The organism is Saonia flava (assembly GCF_011927795.1).
GTDB classification, from domain to species: Bacteria; Bacteroidota; Bacteroidia; order Flavobacteriales; family Flavobacteriaceae; genus Saonia; species Saonia flava.
This window is the reverse complement of the sequence record NZ_JAATJJ010000002.1, coordinates 882832-905828: the sequence shown is the minus strand read 5'-3', so window position 1 is coordinate 905828 and position 22997 is coordinate 882832. Positions and strand designations below refer to the sequence as shown.

15 protein-coding genes and 1 tRNA gene are annotated in these 22997 nt (G+C 36.5%); 10 read left to right on the top strand and 6 right to left on the bottom strand.

Annotated elements, in window-relative coordinates:
* Position 1 precedes the first annotated feature (1 nt).
* From GGR42_RS16235 to GGR42_RS16220, 4 genes are read right to left on the bottom strand one after another with little or no spacing between them, the layout of a single operon-like run.
* On the bottom strand, positions 2–1186 hold the full coding sequence (locus GGR42_RS16235; protein ID WP_167966291.1) for an AGE family epimerase/isomerase: 1185 nt from the start codon (positions 1184–1186) through the stop codon (positions 2–4).
* Positions 1186–2385: a glycoside hydrolase family 130 protein gene (locus GGR42_RS16230; RefSeq protein WP_167966289.1), complete on the bottom strand. Its 1200-nt coding sequence runs from the start codon at positions 2383–2385 to the stop codon at positions 1186–1188. Before GGR42_RS16230 ends, GGR42_RS16235 begins: the two co-directional genes overlap by 1 nt.
* The gene (locus tag GGR42_RS16225; RefSeq protein ID WP_167966286.1) at positions 2376–4208 is read right to left on the bottom strand and encodes a sodium:solute symporter family protein; all 1833 of its coding nucleotides are present in this window, start codon (positions 4206–4208) and stop codon (positions 2376–2378) included. The genes GGR42_RS16230 and GGR42_RS16225 overlap by 10 nt, the downstream gene beginning before the upstream one ends.
* Positions 4209–4214: 6 nt before the next feature.
* Entirely contained in the window at positions 4215–5333 is a 1119-nt protein-coding gene (locus tag GGR42_RS16220) for a glycoside hydrolase family 26 protein (protein WP_167966284.1), read from the bottom strand.
* Positions 5334–5878: 545 nt separating this feature from the next.
* On the opposite strand from GGR42_RS16220, the gene GGR42_RS16215 reads away from it, so the two are divergent.
* The 6 genes from GGR42_RS16215 to GGR42_RS16190 all read left to right on the top strand — a co-directional run bounded on the left by GGR42_RS16215 (position 5879) and on the right by GGR42_RS16190 (position 15062).
* The gene (locus GGR42_RS16215; protein ID WP_167966282.1) at positions 5879–8977 is read left to right on the top strand and encodes a SusC/RagA family TonB-linked outer membrane protein; all 3099 of its coding nucleotides are present in this window, start codon (positions 5879–5881) and stop codon (positions 8975–8977) included.
* A gap of 11 nt (positions 8978–8988) precedes the next feature.
* A complete protein-coding gene (locus tag GGR42_RS16210) occupies positions 8989–10554 on the top strand; it encodes a RagB/SusD family nutrient uptake outer membrane protein (RefSeq protein ID WP_167966280.1) in 1566 nt (521 codons plus the stop codon).
* A gap of 18 nt (positions 10555–10572) precedes the next feature.
* Positions 10573–11658, top strand: a complete 1086-nt coding sequence (locus tag GGR42_RS16205) for a hypothetical protein (protein WP_167966278.1) — start codon at positions 10573–10575, stop codon at positions 11656–11658.
* A 46-nt stretch (positions 11659–11704) separates the two neighbouring features.
* Positions 11705–14209, top strand: a complete 2505-nt coding sequence (locus GGR42_RS16200) for a glycan-binding surface protein (RefSeq protein ID WP_167966276.1) — start codon at positions 11705–11707, stop codon at positions 14207–14209.
* Between the two features lie 137 nt (positions 14210–14346).
* Positions 14347–14421 (top strand) — tRNA-Val (locus GGR42_RS16195).
* A 227-nt stretch (positions 14422–14648) separates the two neighbouring features.
* Positions 14649–15062, top strand: a complete 414-nt coding sequence (locus GGR42_RS16190; protein WP_167966274.1) for a hypothetical protein — start codon at positions 14649–14651, stop codon at positions 15060–15062.
* A gap of 16 nt (positions 15063–15078) precedes the next feature.
* Here GGR42_RS16190 and GGR42_RS16185 read toward each other — a convergent pair whose 3' ends face one another.
* Positions 15079–16353: a UDP-N-acetylmuramoyl-tripeptide--D-alanyl-D-alanine ligase gene (locus tag GGR42_RS16185; RefSeq protein ID WP_167966272.1), complete on the bottom strand. Its 1275-nt coding sequence runs from the start codon at positions 16351–16353 to the stop codon at positions 15079–15081.
* A gap of 62 nt (positions 16354–16415) precedes the next feature.
* Positions 16416–18086, bottom strand: coding sequence for a gliding motility lipoprotein GldJ (gene gldJ / locus GGR42_RS16180; protein WP_167966270.1), 1671 nt, complete (start codon positions 18084–18086; stop codon positions 16416–16418).
* Positions 18087–18463: 377 nt separating this feature from the next.
* Between gldJ and porV the strand changes: the two genes are divergently transcribed.
* From porV to GGR42_RS16160, 4 genes are all read left to right on the top strand, one after another.
* The gene (gene porV / locus GGR42_RS16175; protein ID WP_167966265.1) at positions 18464–19606 is read left to right on the top strand and encodes a type IX secretion system outer membrane channel protein PorV; all 1143 of its coding nucleotides are present in this window, start codon (positions 18464–18466) and stop codon (positions 19604–19606) included.
* A gap of 73 nt (positions 19607–19679) precedes the next feature.
* Positions 19680–20165 (top strand): cytidine deaminase, encoded by a 486-nt coding sequence (gene cdd / locus GGR42_RS16170; protein ID WP_167966263.1) that lies wholly within the window; start codon positions 19680–19682, stop codon positions 20163–20165.
* Between the two features lie 163 nt (positions 20166–20328).
* Entirely contained in the window at positions 20329–21327 is a 999-nt protein-coding gene (pdhA, locus tag GGR42_RS16165) for a pyruvate dehydrogenase (acetyl-transferring) E1 component subunit alpha (RefSeq protein WP_167966261.1), read from the top strand.
* 4 nt (positions 21328–21331) lie between these two features.
* Complete coding sequence (locus GGR42_RS16160; RefSeq protein WP_167966259.1) at positions 21332–22951, top strand: pyruvate dehydrogenase complex dihydrolipoamide acetyltransferase; 1620 nt, start codon at positions 21332–21334, stop codon at positions 22949–22951.
* The last annotated feature ends 46 nt before the right edge of the window (positions 22952–22997 follow it).

The following is a 22997-nucleotide window of genomic DNA, read 5'->3' as shown; positions in this document are numbered from 1 at the left end:
ATCAATTTTCATTTAATAAAATGCATGCCCTAACCGCATGGTAAGGTGCTTTCCACATACTAACTTTGTCCTCTTCTGTGTATGCATTTCCGTTTCTATTAACTCTAAAATGCCATTCACCATTTTTTTTATCTATTAAGTTTTTCTTGGTGTAATCCCAAATGGCAAGGGAACTTTTTATGTATTCTTTTTGTGGTTCTATTTTATATGCATATTTAAGGCCGATCAGAGCTTCTACCTGTGGCCACCAATGTCTGTCATAATCAATTTCATTGGTAGTGAGGTTTTTTTCATTAATAACCGATCCATCATTATCTATTGCTTCTTCCAAAAAGGTATTTGCAACTTTTATAGCGATATTTTGTGCGTTTTTTAATAATTCCACATCCTCTATTGCTTTGGCGGCCTCTATGACCAACCAAGCCGTTTCAATATCATGGCCATATGAAATAGAATTGCTCATTAGATTCCAATCTTCATCAAAAAAAAGATGGTAATGGTTATTTGGAGTAAGGAATTTTTTTAGAAAAATTTCTACTAAATCCCTAAGGGATTTCTTTAACTCATTGTTTTTGTATATTTTAAGTAGTGAAGTATATGCCTCAAGAACATGTAAATGTGTATTCATAGTTTTGGCCGCATTCATATCTTTCTCACTTAATCTCATGTCCGCAATAACATCCCAATTTTCACTAAAGGCTTCTAAATACCCTAATTTTACTTTGTCTTTTGCATGTTTTTCCAAAAGTTCAAAAAGCTCTATTGCCCATGTTTTGGCATCTTTGTTTTTACTGAACAAATAATATTCTACTAGGGCGTATATGGCAAAAGAATGTGCATATACTTGTTTTCTTACGCTAATGGGCTTGCCGGAAAAACTTAGTTCCCAATAAACGCCTCCATAGATTTTGTCCCTAAAATAACTCTCTAAATAATGGTATGCCCTATCACATTCTAACTTATAAGCATTGGATTTTAAGTGATTTGAAGCGGCGGAATAAGACCAAAGAATTCTGGCATTTAAAATAATTCCTTTTGAAGCTTTATGGACCACTTCATTATAATGGTTTCTTTTTCCTAAAAAACCACCATGCTCATAATCCAAGGTGTTTTCGGACCAATACTTTAAAATATTAATTAATTCAGAGCCAAGTTCAGATTTTAACTCCTGGTAATCATTCGTCATTAATACAATCCCTTATTTTTTTCAACAAGATCAATAATAGTTTGCACGGAACCAGCAGATGTAAATGTATCCTCAGGGGAATTTGTGACATAATCCACCAACCTTTCAACCGATGAAACGGCAACGTGCATGCGCGTATCTGAAGAAGCGTAATAGATAAAAACAGTGCCATCCTTATCCTCAATCCACCCATTTGTAAACAGAACATTCGACACATCACCTACTCTTTCATCATTGAATGGGGCCATAAAATAACCAGCCGGCTGGTGTATTACTTTAGATATATCTTTTAAATCTGTCATGAACATATATAGAGTGTAACGAAGACCGGCAGCAGTATTCCTTACCCCATGTGCAAGATGCAACCATCCTATTCTTGTTTTAATAGGTGCAGGTCCTAAACCATTTTTTAACTCATAAACTGTGTGGTATGCTTTGTTGCTCATAATCCTTTCATCATTAACAACTGGATTGGTCATATCATCTACATAACCTAAACCAATTCCACCACCATTGCCAACACTTATAAAGCCATCTTGTGGACGAGTGTATACCGCATATTTACCATTTACAAATTCAGAATGCAATACTACATTTCGTTGTTGGCCTGTATTTGAGATTAAATCTGGGAGGCGTTCAAAATTTACCAAGTCCTTTGTTCTAACAATTCCCGCATTTGCTATAGCAGAGCTAGTGTCACCAGCAGGGGCATTGGGGTCTTTACGTTCTGTGCAGAAGATACCATATATCCAGCCATCTTCGTGCTGTACTAAGCGCATGTCGTATACATTAGTATCTGGATTACCTTCTATTTGTGGGATAATACATGGCTTGTCCCAAAATTCAAAATTATCCACACCATTAGGGCTTTCTGCAATAGCAAAGAAAGATTTTCTGTCGTTTCCTTCCACACGCACACAGAGAACATAATTCTCTCCCCATTTCATTGCTCCAGCATTAAATGCAGCATTAATACCAATCCTCTCCATTTCATTGGGATTGGAGGCCTTGTTTAAATCGTATCTCCAATGCACTGGTGCATGTTCTGCAGTTATAACTGGATATGTATATCTTTGATAAACACCATTGGATTTTGATTCAGGACTGTTTTTTCTATGAATTAATTGATTGTATTCTTCTTTAACCTTCTCAAGATTGTGAAGTGCCATTTTTGCTTCGTTGGTTAGTGTTAATTCCATTTTTCGTTTAATTTGTTCCACCAGAACTTTTTTAATAAGAATATGCATACTACCAATACTATTACAGATATATATGCAGGAGTACTTTGTCTAAATATTATATACATAGGAAGAATTACCAATGTTGTCTGTGCAACTATACCGATGGCAACATTGAACATATCCATGCCAAAACTTTCATTTTTCTTGAAACTGGAATCTTCAGCCACTAATTTGTCATGGACTGGTTTCCAGAATCCCCATGGTCTTACATTTTTATAAAAATCTTTTAATACAGCTTCATCGGTTGGAGGTGCCGAATAGGTACCTACTATACTTCCTATTAATGAAACAACCAATAGAATGGGGAATAAGTAGAGCTCGTTTACATTTGGAAAAATATAGGATGGAACAATCCAGGCCGTTAATAGTCCAGCAACCATTCCCCAGAAAAATCCTTCTCCATTAAATCTCCACCAGTGCCACTTTAAGATGTTGGCCCCCACATAACTTCCATAGAGGACGGATACAATAATGTTCAATACAGAATTTACGTCTTCGGCAAAAATTCCGAGCACAATACTCACCAGTACAACAGTAATACCGGTTAGATAATTCATATTTTTTATTTGCTTTGTAGATGCATTTGGTTTCGTGTACTTCAAATATATATCGTTTACCAAATAGGCTTGTGCGGCATTCAAAGTTCCTGCGAAGGTGGACATAAAGGCAGCGATTAACCCAGCCAATAATAAACCTAACAGGCCTACGGGTACAAATTCTCTGATTGCCGCTGGAAGAATCAGTTCAAAATCGATACTTCCTGTCGCGGTAAGTAAATCTAACTTATCATAATAGATTAATGCTAAGGCAGCAAAACCAGCGATCATTAAATACCTGATTGGCATTAATATTACTGAAACAAATCCACTCATTTTGGAAGCCTCAGCTGGTGATTTAGTAGATAAAATTTTCTGCATGTCATATGTTGGTGCTGGCCCAGCGACACTTACAAGAATTCCTTTGAACAACATCATGGATAGGAAAATGGTGAACAACCCATAGCCATCACTTTTTATTTTTTCCGTGACTTCCGGAATAATTCTGCTCCAATCCATATCCAATCCTCCTTTGAAAGGATTCATCCATCCATCAGGAACATTCACTCCAGAAATTCCAACGGCTTGCCATCCCAAATAACCAATTACCAATGCAGCTATGGTCATAATGCTAAATTGGAGTACATCTGCCCAGACAATGCCGGACATACCGCCCAATAAAGAATAAAATACCGCGAAACAGGTGAATACAGTCCCATAAAAATGAGGCACGTATTCTGGAGAAATTTCAAAAGGGATATAGGTACTAATCGATTCCCAGGGTATAAATATTTCGATGAATTTTCCTAACCCAATAAAACCATAAGCCAAATAACCTAAGCAAACAACCAAAGCAAATACTACTACAATGATATGCGACATTTTTGCTCCCTTGCCAAATCCAAAACGAGTTCCTATCCATTCCGCACCAGTTGTGGCATTGGAACGTCTTAACCATTTGGAAAGATAAACCATTAAAAATATCTGATTAAAAACAGGCCACAACCAAGGAATCCAGGCACTTTTAATACCATAAACAAACATTAGGGTAACTAACCAAATGGTTCCAGAAATATCAAACATTCCTGAAGCATTGGACAATCCTAACATATACCATGGAATTGATTTGCCTCCTAACAAATAATCATCTTTACTGCGCTGGGCTCTTTTTCTCATGACCAAACCTATCAATATGGTCGAAAGCAAATAGACTAAGATTATTGCGATATCTATGGATGTCAACATACGGGTTTAATATTTTAAGTTATTCATATCCTTTTGGAACAGTGTTTGGGGCAGTTCTTTAAATTTTTTAAAATCCTCCTCGCTTATATGTCCTCTGTAAGACATATAATGATGGTCTAAACGGGCATTTCTCCAAAATAAAACCCAAGCAATGCCTGAGTTTGCAATGTTTGGGTATATCACTTCCGTGAACCAGTTGGGTGTTTGTATTTTTTCTATCCCAGTTTCTGTAAAAGCATATAGTTTATTTTTTTCTTTTGCTATTTCTCTTACCAAATTTAAATCGTGGTTCAGAGATTTTATATAATCTTCTGCATTGTTAAAATCATATATATCTATTCCTAATATATCCACATAGTCATCTCCAGGATAATACTTTAGATAATCATCATTGGGGTTTAGTTTGTTGGGGGAATAAGCATACATAATATTATGCAATTTATGTTTATCTCTTAATAAATGGACTGTTTCTTTCCATAAAGTTTTGTAATCCTCTGCGGAGCAATTAGACTCTCCCCACCAAAACCATGCGCCATTCATTTCATGAAAAGGTCTGAATATGACTGGAATTTTTTTTCCTTTATAACTTAAAGATTTAATAAACTGGGCCAACCTGGAAATCCATAAGTTATACTTTTCTTTTTCTGATCCGCCACTAATGATGGATGAAACAGCCGAAGTGGGATCCCAAGAATCTCCACCAGTTACCGGATTGTCTAAATGCCAGCTTAAAGTAATGATGCTTCCATTTTTATGGGCTTCAATGATTAATTTTCGCATGGTATCAAAATCAACATCATCTAAATTTGCTTTATGTGCAAGCTCTATATGTCCAATGTCATACCCATAAACAGCAGGGAAGTCACCCACAAGGTCATTGACATCGCTTCTTATTTTATTAGGATTGTCAGAATAGTTCCACCCAATTCCATAAGATGTTGCATCTTGGTGTCCTATAGCAAATCCATTAGTTGAGGTGTAATAAAGCTTTTTATGCAATTTTTTTACAGATAAGGATACTTTATCATCTGTCAAATCTGGTTTAAAGTATTCTTTGTTGTAAAGGGATTTACAAGAACTGAGAGCAATAACAGAACACAGCACCAAAACATATTTTTTTTTCATGTTTAAATTAATAATATGTTAAATGTCCACATTTCGATAATTAATGATTTGTTTTGTTGTGCATAATTCAAAAAACAAATCAAATAAATATAAAATATGCAATCAACAAAATTAAGAATACACTCCCTAGGCAAATAATCTTATTTTGTCATTAAGCAATAGTATTCTAACAATATTTTAACATTAAGGTTGCTGCTGTATTAAGTATTGATTTTTAATTGATTTGTAGTAGTATTTCTAGGTAAACCTTAATTGATGCAACTTCAACTAACAATAATGGTTCTAAATTGAATGATTATAATTATTTGCCAATTATTTTGCTTTTATGCAAGATAAATGTCTATTTTTTAGTAGAAAAGGAAATATTCTTCATTATATATTAATATTTTGTTAGGAAATGACAAAATAAGATTAACGTTTGGTTAACTCTTCGCATAACTTTGAAACCTTGAAAAATATGTATGCTTTTTTGTGTATATGTTAATTAAAGCAACTTAATAATGTTATATAATTAAAAACTAACTAGTTCAAACTCACCAAAAAGTATGCGAAATTTTAAAATTAAGAATAGTTGTCGTGGTGTAAAACACTGCTATTTACTGCTGCTCTTTTGTTTTGTCGGTCAAAGCATTTGGGCTCAAAATCAAGTAAGTGGTGTTGTAAATGACTCCAATGGGACACCACTTCCAGGAGTTAACATTGTAGAGAAAGGGACCAGCAATGGGGTGGTTTCCGATTTTGATGGAAATTATAATATCTCAGCTCCAAGTAATGCTACTCTAGTATTTAGTTACTTGGGGTTTCAAACATCAGAAATAGCTGTAAATGGTAGATCTACCCTCAATGTATCCTTAACCGAAGATACTCAGCAATTGGATGAGGTAGTGGTCATTGGTTATGGTTCACAATTAAAAGAAGATATAAGTGGTGCAGTGGCATCGGTCAATACAGAGGCTTTGGAGACCATTCCCCAAGTAAGTGTTGATCAGATGATACAAGGTCGAGCTGCTGGTGTAAGTGTAACAACCAACTCAGGTAGGCCGGGTAGTTCTGTTTCTGTAAGGATTCGTGGTGTTAATACCATATCTGGATCAAGTGAGCCATTATATATCATAGATGGAGTTCCTGTTTCTGGTGATGGAGGAGGAGGAGTAAGTCCTTTGGCTTCCATTAATCCAAATGACATTGAATCAGTGGATATTCTCAAAGATGCCTCAGCAACGGCAATCTATGGGTCTAGAGGTTCTAATGGGGTTGTACTGATTACAACCAAAAAAGGTAAAAAAAATGATAAGGGTACACTTTCATATAATTCTTATATAGCCGTTCAGCAGCCTACTAATATTATTGATGTAATGAACTTACAGGAATATGCGGTGCTTCAGAATGAAATCAATGAAATATATGGATTACAGGAAAATTTGGCTTTTTTACGACCAGAACTTTTGGGTGAAGGCACTAACTGGCAAAAGGAGATTTTTGATACTGCTTTGCTAGAAAGCCATCAAGTTTCCTTTGCAGGAAATAAAGAAGGAACCAATTTTTATTTATCTGCCGGTATCTTAAATCAAGATGGAACGGTCATTGCTTCAGATTTTAAAAGAGCTACTGTCCGTGCGAATGTAGATTCTAGATTAAACGATTGGCTAGATGTTGGACTTACATTGACTGCAAGTAGAACAAAGCAAAATGTTACATTGAATGGTAATAGTGGTGGTCTTATAGGATTGTCATTATTGAACAACCCTGCAACGGCTGTATACAACCCGGATGGTACATTTGCGGGTCCTACAAATGATGATTTTAGAAATCAAAATCCAATAGCCAACGCATTGAGCTTAAAAAATGAGCAAACCAATAACCGTTTGTTGGGCAATATTTTTGTCAATTTTAAATTGGGTAATAACCTTAGCTTTAGAACAGAGTTTGGTGGCGATTTTGGTTTCGGACTTACCGATCAATTTACACCTACTTATCAATATGGAGATGATGGAATAGATGTTAATACAGCTAGAGTCACTAGAACTAATAATGATTTCTGGATAATTAAAAATTTATTGACCTATCAAAATAATTTTAATGACCAACATAATGTAACCGTACTTTTAGGGCAAGAATCTCAAGAAGCAAAATATGGAGGTATAACAGCTTCGGATGGTGCTTTTGTAGGTAATGAGGTGCCAATTCTGGGCACAGGTGATGCTGATGACAATGTTAGTCAATTTAAGGGCAGTAATTCTTTAAGCTCTTATTTTGGAAGGTTGATATATTCATTAAATGACAAATATAATCTCACTGCTTCGTTTAGAGCAGATGGTTCTTCACGATTTGCCGAAGGAAATAAATGGGGTTATTTTCCATCTGCTTCTGTTTCGTGGAAACTTTTTAAAGAGGATTTTATGGATGGGTCTCCAATAGAGAATCTTAGAATTTATGGAGGTTATGGAGAAGTGGGTAATCAAAACATACCCAATTTTGCCTATGGGGCAAGATTAACTCCAGCAGCAACAGGGTTGGGTACCGGTTTCTTGGTTGCAAATTTTGCAAACCCCGATTTGACTTGGGAATCTTCGACACAAACAAACCTGGGGCTGGACTTCACCATATTGGACTCAAGGTTAAAAACAACAGTGGAAGTATATAATAAAGTGTCCAAGGACTTTTTGTTTCAGTTTGCGGCAACCGACTTTATTACCGGTGGTAGCTCAGTGGGTGCCATCCAAGCTCCATGGGTTAACTTGGGTGAAATGGTCAACAAAGGTATTGATGTGAACATAGGGTATAGAACTTTGGGTAATACGGATTTTTCTTGGGAATCTAACTTAACAGTGTCCCATTACAAAAATAAGGTGACCCAATTAAATGAAGTTCCACAAATTTTTGGAACCATGAACGTGAATTATGACGGTGAGCAAAATATTTCCATAACACGTGAGGGTCAACCAATAGGGTTATTTTATGGTTATGAAGCTGAAGGTTTGTTCCGAACCCTAGATGATATTCAAGGAGCACCAGTGCAGTTTGACCTTCCTTTTGAAGATAATTTGTTTGCGGCAACCTGGCTGGGAGATGTTAAATACAAAGATCAAAATAATGACGGGGTTATTGATGAAAATGATTTAACCGTCATTGGAAATCCCCATCCAGACTTTACTTTTGGGTGGCAAAATACTTTTGGATACAAGAACTGGGATTTAGCAGTATTTGTGCAGGGTTCTTACGGTAATGATGCTTTTAATGCAATTGGAAGACTTTTGACCGCAGGGAATAGAACATACACAAATCAATTACCTGAAATTTTAGATTTTTGGTCTATTGACAACCCCGACGCTACCTACCCTAGATTTTCTAGAAACGATACTAGGAACCTTGAAATTTCAGATAGATATGTAGAAGATGCATCCTATCTAAGGATTCAGAATGTAACTCTGGGATATTCATTGCCCGGGGAACTAATGGATAAAATAGGTATCAGTAGAGTCAAGCTTTATGGAAGTATTCAGAACCTGTATACTTTTACAAAATATAGTGGTTATGACCCAGAGATTGGGGTTTTCCAACAGACACCTACGTTGATGGGTATTGATGCGGGTAGATATCCTTCCCCGAGAACATTTACATTAGGTGTTAATATAGATTTATAAAAAAATTAGCTATGAGTATTAATTTATTAAGAACACGATTTATTTTAAGTGCAGTAGTTACACTGGCATTGTTTTCATGTAGTGATGAGTTTTTAGATCGTCCTACTGAAGATTCATACAACGTTGACGATTTTTTTAAGACAACCGATCAGGTGGTTGCAAGTACAAATTCTTTGTACTCCAATCCATGGTTTAATTTTAACGCAAACACCATCTGGACTATTGGAGAGCTAAGTTCGGGAAATGGACGTACTTGGGATCCCAGAAATGCGGATTTTACAAATTTTGCTATAAACGGAAACCACTCCACACTAACACAGGCTTGGGAATCTTTATACTCTGTAGTGGGTCAATCTAATACGGTAATTAATACCTTGCCAGAAGCTGTTGGTGAAGAGGTGCCTACATCTGTAGTCAACAATGCAATTGGCGAAGCAAGATTTATTAGAGCTACGGCATATTTTTATTTGGTTCGCATTTTTGGTTCTGTTCCTATTATTGATGATAATAACAAATATGTATTGGAGCCTATTGTTCCACGAAATACGGTATCAGATATTTATAGGTTTATTTCTGAAGACCTTGAATATGCTGTTGATAACCTTACAAGTACTAAAGCTTCAGATCCAGGTAGAGTTTCATCAAACGGGGCAAAAGCAATGTTGGCCAAAGTCAATTTGTATTTGGGTAACAATAATGAGGCTTTTCAGATGGCGAGTGAGGTAATCAATAGTGGAGAATTTATGCTCTATGGTGGAGATTCGAAGTTTGCAGACAGTGATGCTTCAGGAAGTTATTATGATTTGTTCAAGGGTGAAAACGACAACAATACGGAGTCAATTTTTGCATTGCAGTGGACGGCTTCACCAAGTTATGGAGAGGGGAATGGTCTTCAGTCACTTTTTGGTCCATCAAGTTTTACAGGTGGAGGAGACGGTTGGTCTGCAATTGGCCCATCACCAGATATTTTAGCTGCTTATGAGGATCAAGATGAGGATGTACGCTATTATGCAACCTTTATGAGAAGAGGGGCAGAATATCCAGATGTAAATGGGGGGTATGTTGTGCCGGACAATGCGGACGCTCAGGGCAGTGACCATTTTGTTAAGAAATATGTGGTTGGCTCTGCTGAAGCTACTTTACGTGATGACGGAAGTGGACAAACAACCACTTTTGGTAATACATATATATTAAGATATGCAGACTTGTTGTTGATACATGCTGAAGCTGCCCTTAAAGGTGGAGGTTCTATTGCTGATGGTGTGGATTCATACAATAAAGTTAGGTTAAGAGCTGGTCTTGATGAAGACCCTAGCCCAGATTTGGATGATATTTTTAGAGAAAGAAGGCTGGAATTGGCTTTTGAGTTTGAATTCTGGTATGATGTTGTAAGACTAGGGCCAGCTGCGGCAGTTGAATTCTTGAGCAATAGTGATCGTGGAACTATTGACAATGACACTGGTGAGGTAGTTTCGGAGTTATTTACGGCAACTGAGGCTGATTTGTTGTTTCCCTACCCAACAACAGAGACACAAAACAATCCTGCATTGTTAGAAGCACCTGTCCCATTTTATTAATTCAAAAAATTATTGATTATGAAAAATAATAGTACAATAAAAATTAACTTGAATAAGGTTTTTATGTCCCTATTGGGATTGGCTTTGTTAATTTCTTGTGGAAGTGAATTTAATGATGTGGATCCAATACTTAGGGGAGATGCAGGTCCTCCAAAAATTAACAGTGTTAGTGAAGCAAGAGAAGATCAAGCGGTTACACAAGGAACTTTAGAAGGAACTTATATCATTAGGGGTGAAAACCTGGAAACAATTAAATCAATTACTTTTAATGGTTTTCCAGGATTTTTTCAACCAGCTTTATCAACCAATACGGTTGCCTTTGTATCTATTTCAAGGGAAACACCTTTTTTAGGCCAGAACAATATTATGAGATTGGAGACCGAGGGGGGTATAATAAACTACCCCTTCTCAATCTTGACCATTGAGACCTTTGAGGAATTGACCTATGAAGGGCAGAAGGCGGTTAAATTAATTGGAGGTGATTTTACCAACACAACAGATGTAAGTTTTAATACTGGAAATGAAGAAGATGGTAATTTAGTCGAAAGACCTGCGGACATATTGGATATAACTGCCGGCGAGGTTATCGTTGCAGTACCTGCCGGAGTGGAACAGGCTTTTATTTTTTTAACTACCTCTGGTGGCGCAACTGCTCAGTCAGAATCTTACGGGTTTAACTATTCAATCTATATTGATGGACTAAATGCAGATTGGAGTACTGGAGAATGGGGAGGAACACATGATTTGCTTTCAACAGAACAAGCCACAGGTACTACATCTATTAAAAGTATAAGAGAACCGTGGTCTGGATTGACTTTTTACCCACCAGCAGGATTTGCTTTTGATGATTATGATTCAATTACGGTTTCTATTTATGGAACTGGAGCACCGGGAGATTCAGTGAACTTGGCATTAAATGATTTTGATGCAACTGTTAATTTAGTATTAGTGCCTGGGGAATGGACAAAATTTGTAATTCCTTTATCGGAATTTTATCCTAGCGGCGGCGCTCCGGATAATATTACAAGAATGGATTTTCAAGAATCATCTAATACTGGCTTGCCACAATATATTTTCTACGTTGATGATTTTGGATTCCTATAAAACTTATATGTAGTAAATAAAAATATAACTAACTATTAAAAAAAATATGATGAAAATATCCAAAATTATATATGGGTTTTTATTTGTGGCGGCAATAGGATTCTTTGTTACTGCTTGTAATGAAGATGACGAAGCTTTTTTCGCCCCCACAGGTGAAATTAACCCCTTGACAATTGCAGAATTGACAGCCGAAAATACTCAGCTATCTAATTTGTCCGGAGCATTGGGTCAATCAGGTGTTGATTCCATACTAAGGACAACAACAACATATACATTTTTTGCTCCTCAGAATGAGGCCTTTAATGGTGTAGATGTTTCAGGTATGAGTGAGGCTGAGCTTGATAATTTTTTGATGAATCATGTTGTGCCTACGGTAACCGCCGACTTTGTTGCCTCTATGGCAACAGGATATGTGACAACAATGGCTATTGGTCCAGATGAAACCAACCTTAGTATGTTTGTAAATGTTGATTCTGGTCTGTTGGTTAATGGTGTTGCCTCAGGTGTGGATGGTATGACCGACATTGGCGCCACCAATGGTGTTTTACATGTTGTGAACGGCCTTTTGGCACCTGCAACGGTTGTTGATCATGCCATGGCCAACCCAGATTTTTCCAGTTTTGCTGAAGCATTGGAGCTTTCTGGTATTGATGAAACCTTGAACGGAGCAGGACCATTTACTCTTTTTGCTCCCAACAATGCAGCTTTTGAATCTTTCATGGCCATTGTAAATGGAGCATTTGGTTGGGCAAGTCTTAGTGACGTGCCAACGGAAGTTTTGGAACGAGTAGTTATGTACCATGCCCTAACAGGTGAGAATATGTTGGCCGAATTGGTTGATGGTGACCTTACAACTATGCAAGGTGAAATGTTTAATGTTACAGATGGTACAATAGACGATGCTTCCTATGATAATGGAAGTATTGTCTTAACAGATGTCCAAGGAGTAAACGGTGTTGTACATGGTATTGATAAGGTATTACTGCCTGAGGCCGTTTTCCAATCTGTATTGAGTGCTAATTTGAATTTGGTCGAAAGGTCAGAAGATAGGGGTTTCTCCACCTTTGTAGAGGCTGCTGAACTTGCAGGTTTAACGGATGTATTAGCAGCGGAAGATGCCGATTTAACAGTTTTTGCACCAAATAATGATGGTTTTGTTGCTCTTTTTGCATTGATTGGTAATTTTGAAAGTTTAGCTGACTTTGATACTCCAGAGGAGATAGCATTGCTAAAAGACTTATTGGAATATCAAATGGTTTCAGGACAGTTAATGTCAAGTAATTTAATTGATGGAGGTGTTGTGACCACAATATATGGGGATGGATTTACCGTAGATTTAAGCGGAGATGAACCAAGATTAAAACCCTCTTTTGAAGAAGCAATTCCTTCGGGTTTGGTAAATGCTAATATTGGTGCTTCCAATGGTATTATCCATGAAATTAATAGAGTTATGGTTCCAGATGCACTGGTAAGTGCCCTTGGAATTGAAACTGATAGTTGTAGCGGTCCTCATCCTGTAGGTGATCCAGATTTAGTATTCTTCGATTGGGATGCCAATGGTGCATGGTGGGGTGCAGTTGCTGCTGAGAGTGATGCATCTATAAGTATAGATGGGTCAAGTTATGGTAGGGCTAATTTAACCACATCAGGTGGTGGATGGAACGACATGTTCTGGAGGAATGATGCAGGTACATTTAATGGTGCGAGCACAGTAGGTTCTAACTTGGATGATTATGTATTGAAATTTGACATCAATACATTGACTCCAATTTCTGAAGGAACTTTTAAATTAAGATTTCATAGCGATGCTGTAGACGCATTCTATGACTGGGCTCCATGGAGTGATACTGGTGAAGCTTTGGATACAGAAGGTAATTGGATTACCGTTGAAATTCCTTTATCTGTTCTCGGTCAACCAGATTTCAGCCAAGTTAATCAGGAGTTTGGTATGGCTTTCGATGATGGTGAAGCTCCAATATTGTTGAATTTTGCCATTGACAATGTAAGGTTTGATGCTCCAGGTTATAGTTGTGGAGGTCCTGACCCTGTTGCAGATACAGATTTGGTATTTTTTGATTGGGATGCCAATGGCGCATGGTGGGGAGCAGTTGCTGCGGAAAACGATGCATCAATAAGTTTGGATGGATCATCTTATGGTAGAGCTAACCTTACTTCATCCGGAGGGGGATGGAATGATATGTTCTGGAGAAATGATGCTGGAACATTCAACGGAGCTAGCACAGTGGGTACAAACATAGATGATTATTCATTGAAGTTTGATATATATACACTGGAACCGATATCTGCAGGCACTTTTAAAATAAGGTTCCATAGCGATGCTGTGGATGCTTTTTACGATTGGGCGCCTTGGAATGACACCGGGGAGCCATATGATACAGGTGGTTGGACCACGGTTACTATTCCCCTATCTGTACTTGGACAACCAGATTTTGGTGCTGTCAATCAAGAGTTTGGTATGGCATTCGATGATGGTGAAGTGGCAATGTTATTAAATTTTGCAATCGATAATGTAAGATTTGAGGCTAACTAGTTAAGCACAACTTTAAATAATAAATTTAATCCCTGTAGGAATTCCTACAGGGATTTTTGGTCTAAGATTTCATTTATTAATATATAATTGGGATATTAGCCAAGTCGGTTGTTAGACAACTAAATTAAGTTTTGTTTGGAGTGTTAGCTCAGTTGGTTTAGAGCACCGCCTTGACAGGGCGGGGGTCGTTGGTTCGAATCCAATACACTCCACTAAGAGGCATGATTATGCCAAGGTTGAGGTCATTAGTTCGAATTCATTTTCTTTTCTTCAAAATTTTAAAATGACATCCCTAAACTCTTAAAAGTCATTTTTTTTATAAAAAAAGCTTTTTAAGGACTTTCTTTGTTGTATTTTTGCGCCCTCAAAATAATAAATCGATACGCTTGTATTTAGTTTAAATTCAATTGATTAAAGCGTTGGTTTAAAAATTTTATCAATGAAAAGTGTAGAGTTGAATCCAGTAGGAAATTTTGATCCGTGGGAAGTAAGTAGGCTTAACGAGCTTCGAAAAAGTTATTTAAGTATATCACTTGGGCAGAAACTTTTATTTGAAGATGACTGTTTTAAACTTTGGAGTATAAACCTTTATCCTGGTGAGAGACTTCCTTTTAGAATTCAGAATTTAAATTATAGTTGGGCATGTTTAAATGGTGGTATGGCAATTTCCAGAATTGCCAATGGTTGTATTAAGTTTTTTAATTTAGAAAAAGGAGATACGGGTTACTTTGAATTTGAGGGGAAAAATTTTATATGTGATTTTGAGAATGTTGGCGAAGATGTTCTAGAATTGAATGCTGTAGAATACAAAAAAAATCTAAATAATAAAGCGACAAAAGAGTTAGCATATTAGTATAATATTCACTGTTCTAAAGAAAGTCCAAAATTCTCTCCAAAGCCATTCCACGTGAACCTTTAATAAGAATGGTGTTGTTTTTTAAAATAATGCTTTTCAAGGCCTCCCTTAAATCATCATAGGATTTAAGTTTTGTGAAAGTAGAGTTGGTCTTGTGAAAATTCTCTCCTATTAAAAATACTTTTTCAAATTTTAGTTTGGTAATTAAATCTACTATAGCTTGATGTTCTACTTCTGCATATTTACCAAGTTCGAACATGTCTCCTAAAAACAATATTTTATTTTCCCTATCTATATTGTAAAAATTTTCTAATGCAACCTTCATGCTGGATGGATTGGCATTATATGCATCTAAAATAACATGATGCCCATTCTTGTTGATTATTTGTGATCGATTATTTTTTGGATTATACTCTTCGATTGCACTTCTAATATCATTAAGGGGGATGTTAAAATATTTACCAATTAAAATAGCGGCACAACAATTGGTGAAATTATAGTTTCCAATTAGTTGGGTATTAACTATGGTGTTTTCAAATTGTAAGGATATAAATGGACTGGAATCCTGTAAAGTTATAATGTAGTATTTCTGATTATGGGCGCTGAACCCAATTTTTTTAATATAATTTCCTAGCTTTTCTTTCTGAATAGGATCATCTCCATTTAAGAAGATATTTTTCTTGCCAGATATTAAATGATTATATAATTCACTTTTCCCTTTTATTACACCCTCTATGCCTCCAAAGCCTTCTAAGTGTGCCTTTCCAAAATTTGTGATATAACCATAGTCAGGCTTTGCTATTTTACATAAAAATTCTATTTCCCCCAAATGATTTGCACCCATTTCCACAATGGCGATTTCTGTATTGGGAGTAATTTTAAGTAGCGTCAATGGTACTCCAATATGGTTGTTTAAATTGCCTTCTGTAGCTATTGTTTGGTACTTTTTTGAAAGTACGGAGTTAATCAACTCCTTGGTAGTTGTTTTTCCATTGCTACCGGTCAAGGCAATTATTTTGGCTGTACAATGATTTCTATGATACTCCGATAGTTCTTGAAGGGTTTTTAATACATTGTTCACTAATATGGTTTTGTCTGAAACCATGTATTCCTCCTCATCTATAATTGCGTATTCAGCGCCGTTTTCAATGGCTTTTAAGGCAAATTTGTTTCCATTGAAGTTCTCACCAGTGAGAGCAAAAAAAATGCTGTTTTTCTTTATTTTTCTCGTGTCCGTACAAACGGTTGGATATTCTAAAAAAAGGTTGTGCAGATTATCTATAGTCATAAATCTAAGATATAAAAAAAGCCCTTTTAGAAAAGGGCTTTTTATTCTTATGTTAAAAAACTTTATTTAGCTTTTTTTCCTCTTACTGTTTTGTTTTTTGTTTTGGATTTTGAGCCTACCCTAGACATGGCACATCTAAAACCTATATAATCTGTTGCCATATATTGTGGTAAATATCTTCTTTGTGCTGGGTCTAGCCAATATGCTCTATCTCTCCATGAACCACCTTTGAAGACTCTTACTTCATCGTTTATCAATGTAGTTCTATTGTTAGATTTGTCATATTCACGTATTAAATTACCCAAGGAATCCTTTTCAACTCTATGGCTTGGAGAATTGTACATTTTTCTTTGGTTCTGAGGGTCTTCATCTTCATCATTAAATCGATCATAAAATCTAGAAGAACCAGGCTCACCATCTCTATATCCTCTGTTGTCACTGGAAGAGAAATTAGTTCTAAGGTAAGTCTCTTCTTCGCCTACGGGAACCATTTTAATTTCACCAGGTAGGTTTAAGGCAACTATCTTGCCATTGGGCAAAGTGTCATATACAATATTATCCTTTAGAACATCAACTTTACCATCTTCGCCAATGGCTGTTTTCATATAAACATTTCCTCTGTAGTAGTTAAAGTCACTTACTTCGTCATCAACAATAGGTCTGTATACATCGGCAACCCATTCCGAAACATTTCCAGCCATATCATATAAGCCTAAATCATTTGGTTTGTACGACTTTACTTCGGCAGTAATATCCGCTCCATCATCAGACCATCCCGCAATTCCACCATAATCTCCTTTTCCTTGTTTAAAATTGGCCAATTGGTCCCCTCGGCCAACACGTTGACCATTACGGGTGTAATCACCTTCCCATGGATATTTTTTTCTACCTCTATAGTTGTTATATTCTCTTGAGCCAACTTGTGCTTGAGCTGAGTATTCCCACTCAGTTTCTGTTGGAAGTCTATATTCTGGTAAAATAACACCACTACTTCTTTTTGCATAAACAGATAAAGAATCTTTTTTCTGTTTTCCTTGGAGGGAATCAATCATTCCGCCATAAACGGCATCTGGCCTATTCAAATAAGTTTCAGTGTTAAAAGCAATATCAGTTTCACCACCCAAAGCTTTGTATTTTGCATCAGAGGTTAAATATCCTTCTCTTTCTAACATGACCTCATTGACACGATCTGTACGCCATTCGGCAAATTGGGTTGCTTGAATCCAATTAACCCCAACAACTGGATATTCGGCGTATGCGGGGTGTCTTAAGTAATTATTGGTCATGGTTTCGTTGAATCCCAATCGGTTTCTCCATACTAAGGTGTCAGGAAGAGCTCCTTTGTATATATTGGCATATTTTGGGTTATCTGGAGGATATACCGCTTTCAAGTAATCCAAATATTCCAAATACATTACATTGGTCACCTCAGTTTCATCCATATAAAAGGATTGAACATGTTGAGATGTAGCCGTGTTGTTCCAATCGTGCATTACATCATCTTGTACTTTACCTTTTGTAAATGTACCTCCCTCAATAAAAACAAGGCCTGGTGCAGTTTCTTGTTCTTTGAAGTCAGAATTATACTGAAAACCGCCTTCTTTGGCATTGATTTTCCAACCTGTGGCTCTTGAGACATTTTTAGACGATCCTGAAGAGGAGTTTTTACAACTTGTAAAACTCGCAGTAATCACTGCACAAGAAAGTATAACTTTAATAAATGGTTTTTTCATAATTAGGACTTGAGTTCAATATGTTTACTGCCCAATGGCTAGCTTGATTTTTATTTATTTATAACACTTTCGGCATATAAAACGACTATTTAGGCATAATATTTTATCAATTAAAAAAATATTTTGGTAAATAATCATGCACAATAGCACATCATTTCTAAAAACATAACGGCATAAGATGTTTTCTAGTATGGACAGGGTAGTTAAAATGAAAAAATCATCAAAGATCAAGGGTATTATATCGAGTTTTTGAAAATATATTCGCCTTACACATAAGATAATGTTAAAAACGTCGTTTACTGGTAATACATCTAAATTATTTGATTTATAATCATTAGTTTATGTTTTTTGCATAACAAATTTTTTTAAGACCATACATGAAAAAAATATTGACATTGGCTTTATTGGTTATCGCTTGCAAGATAACGGCCCAAGAAGATAGAGTAATCACAACGGCAGTCCCTTTTTTAACTATAGCTGCTGACGCCAGATCTGCAGGTATGGGAGATATGGGGGTGGCTACATCAATGGATGCATTTTCCCAACAATGGAACCCAGCCAAGTTTGCTTTTGCTGAAAGTAAAATGGGTGTAGGCGTTAGTTATACACCTTATTTGGAAAGTATAGTGACAGATATTTCCTTATTGAATGCTAATTATTTCAATAAATTAAATGATAGAAGTGCTTTTGCTGTGAGTCTTAGGTATTTTGGTCTTGGTGAGATTGAATTGAGGCAGACAGTGGATGAGACTGCTAGAATAGTAAAGCCAAACGAATTTGCATTGGATGGTTCTTACTCCTTAAAATTAAGCCCAACATTTTCTATGGCTGTTGCCGGTAGATTCATTAGTTCTAATCTTAAGTTTCAAGAAAGTGCTAGTGATTCTCAAGCGGCAAACGCTTTTGCTGTGGATGTGGCAGGTTTTTATCGTTCTAGGGAAATAGCGTATAATAGCTTTGATGGTCGCTGGAGAGCTGGTTTTAATCTTTCTAATTTGGGAGGTAAAATTCAATATGACGAAGGAGGGCAACAAAACTTTTTGCCAACCAATTTAAAATTTGGAGGAGGGTTTGATTTTATTTTTGACCCCGATAATAAATTGGGATTGACTACTGAGTTCAATAAACTTTTGGTGCCCACTCCAAGAGATTTTGATGGTGATGGTGATATAGATTCTGAAGATAACACAGAGTATCAAAATATAGGGTTCTTGAATGGTGTTTTTGAATCTTTTGGGGATGCCCCAGATGGATTTAGTGAAGAATTAAAAGAATTTACATGGGCTTTTGGTGCGGAATATTCTTATCAAGATGCATTTATGCTTAGAACAGGGTATTTTAATGAAAGCGAAGAAAAGGGCTCTAGGAAGTTTTTTACTTTGGGAGCTGGATTTAAGTTTAAAGCTGCGCAAGTGGATTTATCATACTTGTTCTCAACATCACAAGTTAGGAACCCCTTGGAGAATACACTAAGATTTTCCCTTACTTTTAATTTAGGAGAAGAATTTATAAATGATTAATTCACTTAATAATATACAATAACAAAACCTGCCAATTGGCAGGTTTTGTTATTTTTGGAAACTAATCATTGATATGAAAAAAGTAAAATCAGTTTTTGAGTATATAATTTTTAATTCATTGAATGAACTACCAATTGGTAATCAAGAATTAATGAATACTGCGGTGAAAGCAAGAGAAAGTGCATACGCCCCCTATTCAAATTTTAAAGTCGGTGCGGCTGTCCTATTGGAAAATGGAAAGGTGGTGATTGGCAGCAATCAAGAAAATGCATCTTATCCATCAGGTCTTTGTGCAGAACGGGTTGCCATTTTTCAAGCAGGAGCTTTATATCCAGGAGTAAGGATTGATTCATTGGCAATAACAGCTACATCTGTAAATTATGTTGTGGATAGGCCAGCGGCTCCTTGTGGTAATTGTAGACAATCTATTGCTGAGTATGAACAAAAACAAAAAAGCTCGATATCTATTTTTATGATGGGTGAGACAGGTGAAATTATAAAATGTAATTCTCTTTCAGATATCCTTCCTTTTGCCTTTGATAATTCCTTTTTGAAATAGACAATATACTTCATATTTCACAAAATTTTTAGAATATTTTATTTTTTTTTAGAGGGCTGATTTAGAATAAAAGCTTTTCAATCAATTTTTTTTCGCTATTGATTTAATGTGTATTTTTGTTTTTCGTTTCAGCAAATATTCTACAAAATAAATTTAAAGATTAATGGAAAAAATCACCAAAGAAGTTTATCTAAAGTGGTATGAGGATATGTTGTTCTGGAGGAAGTTTGAAGATAAACTTGCCGCAGTGTACATACAACAGAAGGTTAGAGGATTTCTTCACTTGTATAATGGACAAGAAGCTGTTTTGGCTGGTGCATTACACGCTATGGACTTATCCAAAGATAAAATGATTACGGCATATAGAAACCATGTACAGCCTATCGGTATGGGTGTGGACCCTAAAAGAGTTATGGCCGAACTGTATGGAAAGGTTACCGGAACATCACAGGGAATGGGAGGTTCCATGCATATTTTTTCTAAGGAGAAAGGTTTTTATGGAGGCCATGGTATTGTTGGTGGGCAAATTCCCTTAGGTGCGGGATTGGCATTTGCCGATAAATACTTTAAACGAGATGGAGTAACTATTTGTTATATGGGTGATGGTGCTGTTAGACAGGGTTCTTTACATGAAACTTTTAACTTGGCAATGTTATGGCAATTGCCTGTGGTTTTTGTTTGTGAGAATAATGGTTATGCAATGGGAACATCAGTTGCACGAACTTCATATTCAACTGAAATATGGAAATTGGGATTAGGGTATGAAATGCCTTGCGGACCTGTTGACGGGATGGATCCAGTGACAGTTGCAAAAGAGATGAGTAAAGCTATAGAAAGAGCAAGAAGTGGTGGCGGACCTACTTTCTTGGAAATGAAAACCTATAGGTATAGAGGTCATTCCATGTCGGATGCTCAACATTATAGAACAAAAGATGAGGTTGAGGAATACAAAAAAATAGATCCTATAACTCAAGTTTTGGATATCATTAAAGAAAAGGAATATGCTTCTGATGATGAAATCAAGACAATTAATAAAAGGGTCAAAGATAAAGTTTCTGAGTGTGAGAAGTTTGCCGAAGAATCAGAATATCCGCCAATAAGCCAACTTTATGATATGGTTTATGAACAAGAGGACTATCCATTTTTACAACATAAATTATAAGTAGATGGCTGAAGTAATAAATATGCCGAGACTTAGTGATACCATGGAAGAAGGTACTGTGGCTAAGTGGTTAAAAAATGTTGGAGATAAGGTTGAAGAGGGAGATATATTGGCCGAAATTGAAACTGATAAAGCTACAATGGAATTTGAGTCATTCCATGAAGGAACCCTATTGCATATTGGTATCCAAGAGGGGGATGGGGCACCGGTAGATTCTCTTTTAGCAATTATTGGTGATGAAGGAGAAGATATTTCTGGGCTTTTAAATGGTTCGGCTTCAGTTGAAACCAAAGAGGAAACTCTAAAAGAAGTTGAAGTTGCCGAGGAAAAATCTGAAAGCGCAAATTCTACTGTTATTCCCGAAGGTGTGGAGATTATAAAAATGCCACGTTTGAGCGATACCATGGAAGAAGGTACGGTTGCTTCATGGCTAAAAAAAGTGGGTGATGCGGTTGAAGAAGGAGATATATTGGCCGAAATAGAAACGGACAAAGCAACAATGGAGTTTGAATCTTTTTATTCTGGAACTTTGTTGTACATAGGAATACAAGAAGGGGAATCTGCTCCGGTTGATTCTGTATTGGCTGTGATTGGTCCTGAAGGGACAGATGTGGATAGAGTATTAAGTGCAAAACCATCTGAAGGCAAGAAGGAAATTTCATCTAATGAAACTCCTGCAGCAGTTGCGGAAACAAAACCAGAAGCTCCGGTTGCTGTTGTTGCAACATCTAGTAGTGGAGGTCGTATTTTGGCATCACCATTGGCCAAGAAAATAGCTCAGGAGAAAGGAGTGGACCTATCTAAAGTTAATGGAACAGGTGACCATGGAAGAATAATCAAAAAAGACATTGAAAATTATCAGCCTTCGAAAGCAGTTGCTGTTTCAGAAAGTAAGGAAAATGTAAGTGCTGCAATAGCACCAATATCTTTGCCTGTTGGTGAAGAAATCACCGAAGAAGTTAAAAATTCACAAATGCGTAAGGTGATAGCCAAACGATTGAGTGAATCAAAGTTCAGTGCACCCCATTACTATTTGACTATTGAGGTGGATATGGACAATGCAAAAGCATCAAGGGCTCAAATAAATAGTTTGCCAGACACCAAGGTGTCTTTTAATGATATGGTCTTAAAAGCCTGTGCAATGGCTCTTAAAAAACACCCCCAGGTAAATACTACATGGAGTGCTGATGCCATGATATACAATCGCCATATACATATGGGTGTGGCCGTGGCTGTGCCGGATGGTTTAGTTGTACCAGTAGTGAAATTTGCGGATCAATTGGGATTAATGCAAATTGGTGCTACTGTGAAGGATATGGCAGGAAGGGCAAGAAATAAAAAATTGACTCCAGCGGAAATGGAAGGCAGTACATTTACTGTGTCCAATTTAGGAATGTTTGGAATTTTAGAATTCACTTCAATTATCAATCAACCTAATTCGGCAATTTTATCTGTTGGAGCTATAGTGGAAAAACCAGTAGTGAAAAATGGGGAAATTGTTGTTGGTAGTACTATGAAAGTTACTTTGGCTTGTGATCATAGAACGGTAGATGGTGCCACCGGCGCTCAATTTTTGCAAACATTAAGGGCATTTTTGGAGAACCCGGTAACGATGTTGGCCTAGTTGTTTATATAGAAGATTATAGTATATTTAAAAAAGCATCTCATTG

Coding starts and splice junctions, on each gene's coding strand:
- GGR42_RS16215 (WP_167966282.1), top strand. CDS start 5,879: ATGCGAAATTTTAAAATTAAGAATAGTTGTCGTGGTGTAAAACACTGC.
- GGR42_RS16205 (WP_167966278.1), top strand. CDS start 10,573: ATGAAAAATAATAGTACAATAAAAATTAACTTGAATAAGGTTTTTATG.
- GGR42_RS16190 (WP_167966274.1), top strand. CDS start 14,649: ATGAAAAGTGTAGAGTTGAATCCAGTAGGAAATTTTGATCCGTGGGAA.
- GGR42_RS16220 (WP_167966284.1), bottom strand. CDS start 5,333: ATGAAAAAAAAATATGTTTTGGTGCTGTGTTCTGTTATTGCTCTCAGT.
- gldJ (WP_167966270.1), bottom strand. CDS start 18,086: ATGAAAAAACCATTTATTAAAGTTATACTTTCTTGTGCAGTGATTACT.
- GGR42_RS16185 (WP_167966272.1), bottom strand. CDS start 16,353: ATGACTATAGATAATCTGCACAACCTTTTTTTAGAATATCCAACCGTT.
- GGR42_RS16225 (WP_167966286.1), bottom strand. CDS start 4,208: ATGTTGACATCCATAGATATCGCAATAATCTTAGTCTATTTGCTTTCG.
- pdhA (WP_167966261.1), top strand. CDS start 20,329: ATGGAAAAAATCACCAAAGAAGTTTATCTAAAGTGGTATGAGGATATG.
- GGR42_RS16200 (WP_167966276.1), top strand. CDS start 11,705: ATGATGAAAATATCCAAAATTATATATGGGTTTTTATTTGTGGCGGCA.
- GGR42_RS16210 (WP_167966280.1), top strand. CDS start 8,989: ATGAGTATTAATTTATTAAGAACACGATTTATTTTAAGTGCAGTAGTT.
- cdd (WP_167966263.1), top strand. CDS start 19,680: ATGAAAAAAGTAAAATCAGTTTTTGAGTATATAATTTTTAATTCATTG.
- GGR42_RS16160 (WP_167966259.1), top strand. CDS start 21,332: ATGGCTGAAGTAATAAATATGCCGAGACTTAGTGATACCATGGAAGAA.
- GGR42_RS16235 (WP_167966291.1), bottom strand. CDS start 1,186: ATGACGAATGATTACCAGGAGTTAAAATCTGAACTTGGCTCTGAATTA.
- GGR42_RS16230 (WP_167966289.1), bottom strand. CDS start 2,385: ATGGAATTAACACTAACCAACGAAGCAAAAATGGCACTTCACAATCTT.
- porV (WP_167966265.1), top strand. CDS start 18,464: ATGAAAAAAATATTGACATTGGCTTTATTGGTTATCGCTTGCAAGATA.